The sequence below is a fragment of the Methanospirillum sp. genome, assembly GCF_035560735.1.
In the GTDB taxonomy this organism is placed as follows: Archaea; Halobacteriota; Methanomicrobia; order Methanomicrobiales; family Methanospirillaceae; genus Methanospirillum.
Window position 1 is genome coordinate 1 of record NZ_DATMYY010000336.1, and the last position, 9838, is coordinate 9838.

Annotated in this window: 11 protein-coding genes; 7 read left to right on the forward strand and 4 right to left on the reverse strand. The window is 46.6% G+C overall.

The window, feature by feature from the left end; all coding sequences use genetic code 11:
- The first annotated feature begins 1024 nt into the window (after positions 1 to 1024).
- Complete coding sequence (gene nifB, locus VN429_RS09965) at positions 1025 to 1927, forward strand: nitrogenase cofactor biosynthesis protein NifB (protein WP_325632817.1); 903 nt, start codon at positions 1025 to 1027, stop codon at positions 1925 to 1927.
- A 147-nt stretch (positions 1928 to 2074) separates the two neighbouring features.
- Positions 2075 to 3388, forward strand: coding sequence for a tetratricopeptide repeat protein (locus VN429_RS09970; protein ID WP_325632819.1), 1314 nt, complete (start codon positions 2075 to 2077; stop codon positions 3386 to 3388).
- 26 nt (positions 3389 to 3414) lie between these two features.
- Here VN429_RS09970 and VN429_RS09975 read toward each other — a convergent pair whose 3' ends face one another.
- Positions 3415 to 3741 carry a hypothetical protein gene (locus VN429_RS09975; protein WP_325632824.1) on the reverse strand — a complete coding sequence of 109 codons (327 nt, stop codon included), beginning with the start codon at positions 3739 to 3741 and terminating at the stop codon, positions 3415 to 3417.
- A 35-nt stretch (positions 3742 to 3776) separates the two neighbouring features.
- Positions 3777 to 4934 carry an NAD(P)/FAD-dependent oxidoreductase gene (locus VN429_RS09980; RefSeq protein ID WP_325632826.1) on the reverse strand — a complete coding sequence of 386 codons (1158 nt, stop codon included), beginning with the start codon at positions 4932 to 4934 and terminating at the stop codon, positions 3777 to 3779.
- A gap of 85 nt (positions 4935 to 5019) precedes the next feature.
- On the opposite strand from VN429_RS09980, the gene pth2 reads away from it, so the two are divergent.
- Together pth2 and truD are read left to right on the forward strand one after the other, a co-directional pair.
- Positions 5020 to 5382: a peptidyl-tRNA hydrolase Pth2 gene (gene pth2, locus VN429_RS09985; RefSeq protein ID WP_325632828.1), complete on the forward strand. Its 363-nt coding sequence runs from the start codon at positions 5020 to 5022 to the stop codon at positions 5380 to 5382.
- Positions 5379 to 6653 carry a tRNA pseudouridine(13) synthase TruD gene (truD, locus tag VN429_RS09990; RefSeq protein WP_325632830.1) on the forward strand — a complete coding sequence of 425 codons (1275 nt, stop codon included), beginning with the start codon at positions 5379 to 5381 and terminating at the stop codon, positions 6651 to 6653. Before pth2 ends, truD begins: the two co-directional genes overlap by 4 nt.
- 12 nt (positions 6654 to 6665) lie before the next feature.
- Here truD and VN429_RS09995 read toward each other — a convergent pair whose 3' ends face one another.
- Positions 6666 to 7346 (reverse strand): RibD family protein, encoded by a 681-nt coding sequence (locus tag VN429_RS09995; RefSeq protein ID WP_325632832.1) that lies wholly within the window; start codon positions 7344 to 7346, stop codon positions 6666 to 6668.
- Positions 7347 to 7441: 95 nt separating this feature from the next.
- Here VN429_RS09995 and VN429_RS10000 point away from each other — a divergent pair, with 95 nt between their 5' ends.
- Positions 7442 to 7774, forward strand: a complete 333-nt coding sequence (locus tag VN429_RS10000; RefSeq protein ID WP_325632834.1) for a cupin domain-containing protein — start codon at positions 7442 to 7444, stop codon at positions 7772 to 7774.
- A 132-nt stretch (positions 7775 to 7906) separates the two neighbouring features.
- Entirely contained in the window at positions 7907 to 8539 is a 633-nt protein-coding gene (locus VN429_RS10005) for a CDP-alcohol phosphatidyltransferase family protein (RefSeq protein WP_325632836.1), read from the forward strand.
- Here VN429_RS10005 and artA read toward each other — a convergent pair.
- On the reverse strand, positions 8511 to 9320 hold the full coding sequence (artA, locus tag VN429_RS10010) for an archaeosortase A (RefSeq protein WP_325632838.1): 810 nt from the start codon (positions 9318 to 9320) through the stop codon (positions 8511 to 8513). The genes VN429_RS10005 and artA overlap by 29 nt on opposite strands.
- A gap of 146 nt (positions 9321 to 9466) precedes the next feature.
- Between artA and VN429_RS10015 the strand changes: the two genes are divergently transcribed.
- Entirely contained in the window at positions 9467 to 9781 is a 315-nt protein-coding gene (locus tag VN429_RS10015) for a transcription factor S (protein ID WP_109967118.1), read from the forward strand.
- Positions 9782 to 9838 lie beyond the last annotated feature (57 nt).

Here is a 9838-nt window from a genome sequence, read left to right on the forward strand (position 1 = left end):
TCACTATATCCCGGTTCTTCTCATAATATTTCTGCTGATGCTCCAGGCAGCGAATTATCCGGTCCCGTTCTTAATCCGGTCAAGAACATCCCCCCAACCGAATAACAGCAGACTCCCGGGCATAACATGTCTCACAAATCACAAAATGATCTCCCGGATCAAGCCAAACTATCGGATTGGTATCACAGAGATGACACCTCCCAAGAGGCTTTGACCCCTTCCGCATTCCGGTGATATTCACCGTCCACGGAAGAGCAATACACCGGGCAGCCTCCCGCTGCTATGCCTGGGCATAACAGGTCCGTGACATAAAAAAGGCAACTCTTTTTGTCTTCTCCCGTTTCTTCATGAGTCCTTCAATGTAATGCATATGCTTCCCGTTAACCAAATCCATCACGCGGTATAGTTCTTGATCCTGACATGGGAAAGCGGAAGAGGATGGCGGTAAGCCCCTGACCTCCTCTCTGCCACCGTTCTCTAGATATCAAGATTGATCCGGTTCCGAATCTATCTATCGATCAGATGATTTCTGCAACCCGGTACACAGAGAAAATCTACCTCCTCCATCCCAATTTACTATACTTTCCGTATCTCCCGTTTTCTCAAAATTATTGGAAATATTATCCGTATTTTCAGAAACTAATTCTCCATCATACAGGGAATTTGGCCGGATGAACCTGTGCCTATCGACCAATGTATAGGGAAGTTTCAGTTGTCGTTTGAGTATTGTGTCTTTAACAACGTAGTATTAGGAGACGAAAAACCGAATCTACTGAGCCTTTCGATCAGTAATCTGTCCCGAGATAGAGGTTTAAGAGAGTGATTCCTCTTCGGGGTCCAGAAAAAAATCTTACGACATACTATCAGAGAGGCTACCACAGAAACCCCCCTCTATTATACAAAAAATATTCCTGTTCTAAATTACAGGCTTTGTAATCTGATCCCAGGTAACAAAAACGAATAGTTCTGAGGTTTCCTATAGGCTTTATCATAAATAGCTGAACGTCAGACGTAAGAGATACGTATGGCTGATGAATCGTACCGGGAATCAGAGGTTGACGGCACCATCGTGAAATGGGATCCTGACCAGATGCGGAAGATTCAGGAACATCCCTGTTATAGTGAGAAGGCCAGTCACACCTTTGGGAGAGCACACCTCCCAGTTGCTCCCAAATGTAATGTCCAGTGTAACTACTGTGTCAGAAAGTTTGACTGTGTCAATGAGAGCAGACCCGGAGTTACCAGTGAAATTCTCAATCCGGAGCAGGCACTCCAGAAGATCAGGGATATTGTCGCTGAACATCCGTACATCAAAGTAGTTGGGATAGCCGGTCCGGGAGACCCGCTCTATAATGAGGCAACCTTTGAGACCTTCAGGCTCATCCATGAGAATTTTCCAGATCTTATTCTCTGTGTGAGCACAAACGGTCTTCTCCTCCCAGACAAGATCGATCTTCTTGAGAAATACGGAGTTTCCAACATTACTGTCACCATGAACGCCCTGGATCCTGATGTTGCGGCACAGATCTACCAGTTCATAAATTATCAGGGAAAACGGTATGATTCAGGCAGGGAAATGGGTGAACTTCTCATCGAAAAACAGCTTGAAGGGATCCGTCTTGCAGTTGAGCGCAAGATGCTTGTTAAAGTAAATACCGTGTATATTCCCGGAGTAAATGACTCACAGATCCTTGAGATAGCAAAGAAGATCAGTTCAATGGGTGTGTACATCCACAATATTATCCCGCTAATCGCCCAGGCAAAATTTGCCCACCTCAAACCGCCGACTATGGAAGAGAAACTTGCAATGCAGGAACTCTGCAAACCATATGTCAAACAGATGTCACACTGCCAGAGATGCAGGGCTGATGCAGTCGGTTGTCTTGGCAAAGATATCAACCCCTGTACTGGTCACAAGAGTGAGTGACACGGACTCATCCCAATATCTTTTTTGGTTCATACGCCGAACCAGATGCATACCATCCCCCCGGCTGGTTCACCTGGAGGTCTTTGAATGCGGTCTGTCCTGCCTGCGCTTATTCTGATTATACTTTTAGTTTTAACGCAAGGTTCATTGGCAGACGATAATTCATCGGCCAGTGTAAATAATTCTGTTTCATTTGACGATCTGGTGCATGAAAATGATCTTGTCCTTGCCCAGAACCCGAAAAACCAGACTGCCCTGATGTATCGTGCGCTGATCTTTTACAATGCAGAAAAGTATCCTGAGGCAATAAACGCATCAGAGTTGCTCCTTTCTGTTAATTCAAGTTGCTCATTTGCCTGGCATATCATTGGTTCATCATGGGGAAATCTTGGAGACCAGGCAAAGGCTACCGATGCATTTGGAAAGGCAGTATCATTTGCACCAGGTGACCCCACTGAGTATAATGGTCAGGGTGTTGCTTACTATCGGGTGGGTAAATTCCCTGAAGCAGTAGCATCATTTCAGAAAGCTACCTCAATAAAACCTGATTATGCAGTAGCATGGAATAACCTCGGGGTTACATACCGGTCTATGAATGAGACTGATAATGGGATTGAAGCAATAAATAAAGCAATAGCAATTGATCCTGGAACTGCCTCTTTTTATGCCAACAAGGGATATTTGTTTCTGGATAAGAAAGATTACAATGGAGCTATAATTACAGCATCAGCGGCAAAAAAGATCCAGATGACCAATGTTCCCCAGTGGTTTGTAGCTGGTAATGCATATTTTGCACTCGAGGATTACAAAAGTGCATTCTACTCCTATGATGGTGGCCTTACCACAATGCAGAAAAATGACATGTGGTACTATCAGGGGATAAAGAATACCCGAATTACCCAGACAATGAATCCGGTCGATGCATATTACCAGTCCGTAGCCTCTAATGTCAGATTCACCGGAGAATGGGATCGGGTGACGGTGTTAGAATATAAAATCAAGCGTTACCAGAATACCCTTGATGTGTATGATCAGGTTATGACAATAAACCCTGATCTTGGAGAAGCATGGAGGAGAAAAGGGTACACAGCACTGAAGATCGAGGAGTACGAAAGTGCCAAGAATGCCTATACAAGGGCACGGGAACTGCTACCCAAAGATTCTGATGTCATTGCTTCGCTTGGATATGCAGATGCGAAACTCGGGGATTATCTTACCGGGATGAACCTGATTGATGAAGGTCTGAAGATAGACCCAAACAATGGAAGGGCATACATGCAGAAAGGGGAGATTCACTCGATGTATGGTGAAAAGAAGGAGGCGATAAGTGCCTTTAATTCAGCTCTTGAAAAGGATCCCCATGGTTCTGATATCTTTAATGCCCTGGAACAAGTTCAGATGTCCCAGGGCGATTACCTGGGTGCAGCGATAAGTTTCTTCAGAGGAATTATCGGTTATTAAGTTTGGTTGAGACCTGACCGTTTATATTAATCGTGGTATCGTCCGATATCAGGGTCCGTAATTCCCGCCTGTTTGTCGAGAGTTATGAGGAGACGATTCAGGGTTCGTTTCACCTCATTGTACTGTTCTTTATCCATCGGACCGCCAGCCTGATGCCACATGATCTGCTGCCTGAGTATGCCGATTAGTTCTTCGATATCTGTCCCTTTGAACTGTGCAGGGATGATGAGATCTGAAAAGTAATCCTGTGCACCCATCCATGCCCGATCTGGTGGGAGTGAGAATTTTGTTACCAGATGAGAGATATTGATAAAGAATCCACGCCCAAATTTGCTAGATGATGAGGATACCATGATCACTTCTCCTCCCGACTTCTCAATAAATATATTTACTCAGTCAGAGCCCTGATAGCAGATTTGATTACTACTCCACCTGCCCGATACATGGAAGGGTGGAGGAGAAGAGACCTGAGCAGTCTTCCTGGTCTGTCCATGTCCCCTTTCTGTACAATTAAATCTCTTATATCAGGGCTGCTCATCACAGAGACGATCTGCTCCATGTCCGCTGGAGAGATTGTCTGCCTGTACCTGAATGCTACATACCCGATCTTCAGTTCTTTGCCTATATCGCTCCTCCATAGTTTCTCATATTGTGAAAGAAATGTAGGGTCAGTTCGGCCTGATTCACAGGCAAGTGCAGCGACAGCTCCAGCATGCCGTGCAGCCCGGACTCCGGTGTATACTCCTCCGCCTGAAGTGGGCTTTGCCATTGCAGCGGCATCACCAGCCGTCATGATTCCCTCTGCAACTGTGGCTTTAAGTGTTCCAAGTGGGATGGTTCCGCTTACAAATTGAACCCGCTGCGATCCAAATCCTGAAATGAACTGATCAAATTTTTCCCTGACATTTGTTATACCGCACATTCCTACACGAGCCCGTCCTTCACCCATTGGGATGACCCAGCCGAAAAATTCTGGAGAAGCATTAGGGTAGATAGCAACCTTGTCCTGATCTACCTCACTGGTAAGGTCGCATTGGAGTCCAGACAGGTACACCGGGGCACGAGGTAGTCCTGCCATTCTCCCGATAGATGCCCGTGGCCCGTCTGCTGCAATAAGAATCTGGTACTTGATATGTTCATGCCCACCTGATCCACGAACCAAAATCTTATGCTGGTTGATCTTCAGGTCGTATGCCTGTGTTTTAAGTTGTATCTCTGCTCCTGCATCTGCAGCGGCATACCCCATTTCCTGGTCAAGAATTGACCGATCCACAACGTATGCCTTTATCTTTCCTGCATCAAAGGAGAGCGAAGCTTGACCAGCCTTGACAGTAGCTCCTGATACTGTATTGAGAACTGATCGGGTGCTGACTCTGCACTCTTCAAACGCAGAACATGAGAGCAATCCTGCACATTGGACCGGAACGCCGATGTGTGCCTGCTCCTCGATAAGTAAAACTCGAAGGCCGGCCTTTGCACATGATTCTGCAGCAGCAGAGCCTGACGGTCCTGCGCCAACCACGACAACCTCATAATTCCGGTCCATACTGCCTCAATATCTGATCCCCTGACCTATGAAACCTCTGAACTTCCTGTATCATTATGGTCAGGGATGCCTAACTGGTTAGGATATGGCCAGGGAACCAGAGTTCAGGTGGAAGCAGTGTATCATCATCAGAAATGATGTGAAGATGAGTTGCGGTAAAAAATGTGCCCAGGCCGGCCACGCTGCCATCGTAGCGTATGAAAAAGCTGATGCATCTTCTAAAAAGGCATGGATGAATGAAGGTCAAAAGAAGGTGGTGCTGAAGGCAAGCGATGAACGTACCCTCTTTGAACTGAAAAGTATCGCTGAAGCTGCAGGAATTTCAGCAGCACTTATTCAGGATGCAGGGATGACCGAGATCCCGCCCGGCACAATCACTGCTCTCGGACTGGGACCTGCAAAGAATGAAGAACTGGACAAGATTACGGGAAATCTCTCCCTCCTATGAGAAAAAGTCCGTATCCTATTGACCATACGCTTGGCCTCTCCTGGTATATTTCAGACCTGGATGGGATCGGGGGGAGGCTCAAGGGAGATCCTGAAGATTTCGTTGTAGAAGAAATATCTGATAATCCTTCTCCAGCAGGAACCGGGCCATACCTCATCTGCCGGTTAACCAAAAAAAACTGGGATCAACAGCGTGCCATCAAGGAGATCGCTGGCCGTCTCGGGGTAAGTCACCAGCGATTTGGATTCGCAGGCACCAAAGATAAGCGGGCCGTTACAACCCAGTTCATCTCAATATACAAGGCAGATCCTGCGGTAATCCAGTCACTTCATATCCCTGATATAACGATCGAGCCAGTGGGCTCTTCTAATCAGCAGATCTCGCTTGGTGATCTCAAGGGAAACCGGTTCAGGATATCATTGTCTGAGTATGAGCCGCTTAAACCTGAAACAACCACTGACGATGTTGTGGCTGGACTTGCAGGAGGGGTTCCGAATTACTTCGGGTATCAGCGGTTCGGTGTCCAGCGTCCGGTCACCCACCTGACCGGTCTTGATATTCTTCGTGGTTCGTATGAGGATGCAGTCAGAACCTTTGTAAGTACACCGTCCACAGGTGAGAGTGAGGAGTATGCCGAGGGACGGAAATACTATGCTGATACTGGTGATGCCAAAGAATCCCTTCATCATATCCCTGTTCGTCTCTCTCTTGAGCGCTCGCTCCTGCATCACCTGGTAAGCAATCCCGGGGATTATGCAGGTGCGTTCCATACCTTCCCACGTACTCTGAGATCCATGTTCGTGAGTGCGGTTCAGTCATGGTTATTTAACCGTGCCCTGAGTATGCGGATAGAAGAGGGCAGAGGTCTTGCCGATCCTGTTGAAGGAGACCGGATCGTCTTCTCTGACGGCCGTTCCGATGTTGTTACAGCAGGAACATCCCGGATGGCGGCAATGCAGGTGAAACGGGATCGGTGCCGTATTGCTATCTTTATGCAGGGTTCAGAACCAGTTCAGGCAACAGGACCAGACGATAAAAATATGGCCTGGCTGATGGAACAAGAGGGAATTACCAGCGAAATGTTTGGAACTGCATCAACATTTTTGGAGACCCGGTTCTCCGGAGCGCCCAGATCGATCCTTCTCAATTCAGATATCAATATTGAGATGGGTGAAAACCGGATGGACTTCGCATTCTCGCTCCAGCCCGGTCAATATGCAACTACCCTGCTCCGAGAGATCATGAAAGCAGATCCTATCATGATGATCTGATCTTTACAACATTTATAACCGGCGAACCACGTATTCGGTGATCAGGTTTTCGCCGGCGAGATAATTCTTTTTCAGTTCAAGTTTTATAAGGTCGTCAACCGACCGGGTGGGTAGTCCGCCAACAAGAGAGGGCGTATCTGTGCCACCTGCAATGAACGGAAGATGAATCAACACAATCTCATCGATAAGGCCAAGTGAGAACATCTGACCATTTAGCGTTGACCCCCCTTCAATCATCAACTGTTTCACTCCATATTCAGAAGAAAGCCGGTTTAACAGGAGAGCGAGATCAACCTTCTCCTCTCCAACAACCTCTATTAATGCACCTTTTTCTTTGAGTGCTGCTATTTTTTCGCTCTCTGCCTGTTTACTCACTGCGATGATAGTGGGTGAATCTGCAGAAAGCACGTTTGCGTCAGGAGAGATATCTGCATGTGAGGAAGGAATTACCCTGATTGGATTTTTCCCCTCAACATATCGTACAGTTAAAAATGAGTTATCAATCCGTATGGTATTTGAGCCGACCATGATTGCATCAGAATCAGCCCTGATGCGATGGAGCAGGACCTCGGCCTCATGTGACATAAACTGCATCAAAAGTTTTGATGATGCACCCCGGGTCACGGTTAATTTTCCGTCAACAGTCACCTCAGAGACGAGGACGACATGAGGACGGTTCTGGTCTCCAGACATTCGTACCAACACTATTGGTGGTGAACTCAATTTAAACTGGTCCCTGGTATCTCTGATCAAAGAGGTCAAATAGGATCCGGTTCTGATAACACGGTATGGGTGAAGATTCACAGGATCTGAAAGGCAAGATTATCAGACCCGCTGACCTGGTTAATTATCAGGATGGAAGCGTCGTGAGCAGGATGCTCACGTATACACCACAGGGGACAATAACGATATTTGCTTTTGCTGCAGGATCCGGTTTATCTGAACATACTGCGCCATTCGATGCTGTGCTTCAGGTTCTCGAAGGCACAGCAGAAGTAAGTCTTGAGGGGAAAAATTTTGATGTTGTCTCTGGTGATATGATCATTCTTCCTGCACATATCCCCCACGCTGTCCACGCATCGGTCTCCTTTAAGATGATGCTCACCATGATCCATGCATAACCCTCCATCAATATAACAAGCGAAGACTCATGGCACAAAGCATAACAGGTCTGACTTCTTCTGAGTATTACCAATCCTGTTGCATCTGGTCAGGTTTTCTGAACTGGTGGACGGGGTGAGGGACAATATAGGATGAATATTACCGCTTTTCGTTACCGTTTCATCGGGTATGTCGAACCGCTATCTGGGATTTTTCTAAAACTTGGCATCTCCCCGAACATGATTACGGTTCTCTCACTCCTTGCGGGAGTTGCCTGTGCTGTCTGTTATGCGATGAGTGCTTTTCTTCCTGGTAGCATTCTTCTTTTCATATCAGCCATCCTCGATCTGGTGGACGGAACTGTTGCACGCAGGTCAGGAAGAGAGACCCGGTTTGGTGCAGTTTTTGACTGGATTGCAGACAAATACACTGATGCAGTTGTGATCATTGGTGTGGGAATATCTGCGATTCCAATAATTACCAGGATCTTTCCCGGGCCCTCAACCTGGGATTTTGCAATAGTGGCACTTGCAGTAACTGGTTCATTGATGAACACCTTTATAAAACCAGTCACGTATGCAGAGATAGGTTTTACTGAGCGACGGGATGGAAAGATAGAAGATCCCCTTGAAGGGGTGGGGTTTTTTGGTAGACCTGAAACCCTTCTGATCCTTGGTCTTGGAGGTCTGGTTGGCTATATCTGGGTTTCTGTAATAATTATCGCGGTATGCACAAACCTCTCGGCTCTTGAGAGGATTATCTACCTTTACCGGCGATACTCATAATCTCAAACCTGTATGCATCAATCAGGTCAGCTGCGAAGTCTGCCAGGGTTGGAATCAACCTGAACAGTTCGTAGGCGAGAACGACAAGAAACACCAGAGCAACACCCTCTGCAATAATATTGTGAGCCCAGAAGAAACTAGCATACCCGGGTTCCGGGCTTCCGGTTACATCCGGGAGCCATGCAAACCACTGTTCTGTATATGCGATAACGACCCCGGTATTTCTGAATAAGTTGAGAATATAGATCGTGGGGACGATGAGCAGAAATGCCAGGGCTTTCTGTCTCCAGGTTGTCGGGACTGCTGCTGCAACCCCGAGCATAATAGCAATTGCCTGTATTCCCGTGCAGGCAAGGATGATCTCAACCCTGAAGTGCCCGTGCTGTAGCGTGTTCCAAAGAACCTGATCAAATGGGAAGTTGAAAAAATTCAAAAACATCCCAGTGTTGCTAATCACAAGGCTGATAAGTGCATTGCCCAGGGGCTCGTAAAAAGCAAATGGAGCATAGATAAGGAATGAGACCCCTGCAGCCCGGGTAAGTTGGTACACCACTTCTTGGTCATGGAGGAGCATTCTGATTGTTGCCCAAAGAAATGGAAGTGAAAGTACAGCCATCACCGGGTATAGGAGGTTTGTTTCCTCTATCCAGGCAGGAACGCCGCTAATCAGTACGCACACGATGGATATCCATGCGATGATTGCTGTATATTTGCGGTGTCTGCCGGGAATCAGTGAAAGAAGAAAGAATACGCAGGAGACAGGGATAAACAATTCCAGCATTTGTCTTGTGTATATGTTTTGTCCCCAGATAATTATTCAGTCATTATCATCGAAATAGTGCGAAAATGTCTCTGAATTTTTCGTGAAATGAATGAAGCGCTATTAATCCTATAAAAGCCTAAAATACTTTCTGGTCAGATACCTATATGATGTTCTGTTTAAAGTGCGGAAGAATGCTTAAAAATCAGGGCGGTAGTTTTGTTTGTCCGGGCTGTGGATGGACAAAGGAAGATGCGCCCGGAAATCTGATGACCAAGGTTGATAAAAGAAAAGAGAAGGAGATCGTCATTGTAGATGACACCGAGAAGATCCATACCCTCCCAACCATTGCCATCAGATGTCCGGAATGTGGTAATAATGAAGCCGAATGGTGGCTCCGTCAGCTCAGGTCTGCTGATGAGAGTGAAGTCAGATTCTTCCGCTGCACAAAATGTTCCAAGACCTGGAGAGAGTACGATTAATCACCCTTTCAACCAAATTTCATAAATCTGATCACGGTTTGAAATAGTAATTATCAT

Excerpts from the sequence above, each read along its gene's own strand:
- VN429_RS10000 (WP_325632834.1), top strand. The coding sequence starts at position 7,442 with ATGGGTGAAGATTCACAGGATCTGAAAGGCAAGATTATCAGACCCGCT.
- pth2 (WP_325632828.1), top strand. The coding sequence starts at position 5,020 with ATGGCCAGGGAACCAGAGTTCAGGTGGAAGCAGTGTATCATCATCAGA.
- truD (WP_325632830.1), top strand. The coding sequence starts at position 5,379 with ATGAGAAAAAGTCCGTATCCTATTGACCATACGCTTGGCCTCTCCTGG.
- artA (WP_325632838.1), bottom strand. The coding sequence starts at position 9,320 with ATGCTGGAATTGTTTATCCCTGTCTCCTGCGTATTCTTTCTTCTTTCA.
- VN429_RS09980 (WP_325632826.1), bottom strand. The coding sequence starts at position 4,934 with ATGGACCGGAATTATGAGGTTGTCGTGGTTGGCGCAGGACCGTCAGGC.
- VN429_RS09995 (WP_325632832.1), bottom strand. The coding sequence starts at position 7,346 with ATGTCTGGAGACCAGAACCGTCCTCATGTCGTCCTCGTCTCTGAGGTG.
- VN429_RS10005 (WP_325632836.1), top strand. The coding sequence starts at position 7,907 with ATGAATATTACCGCTTTTCGTTACCGTTTCATCGGGTATGTCGAACCG.
- VN429_RS09975 (WP_325632824.1), bottom strand. The coding sequence starts at position 3,741 with ATGGTATCCTCATCATCTAGCAAATTTGGGCGTGGATTCTTTATCAAT.
- nifB (WP_325632817.1), top strand. The coding sequence starts at position 1,025 with ATGGCTGATGAATCGTACCGGGAATCAGAGGTTGACGGCACCATCGTG.
- VN429_RS10015 (WP_109967118.1), top strand. The coding sequence starts at position 9,467 with ATGATGTTCTGTTTAAAGTGCGGAAGAATGCTTAAAAATCAGGGCGGT.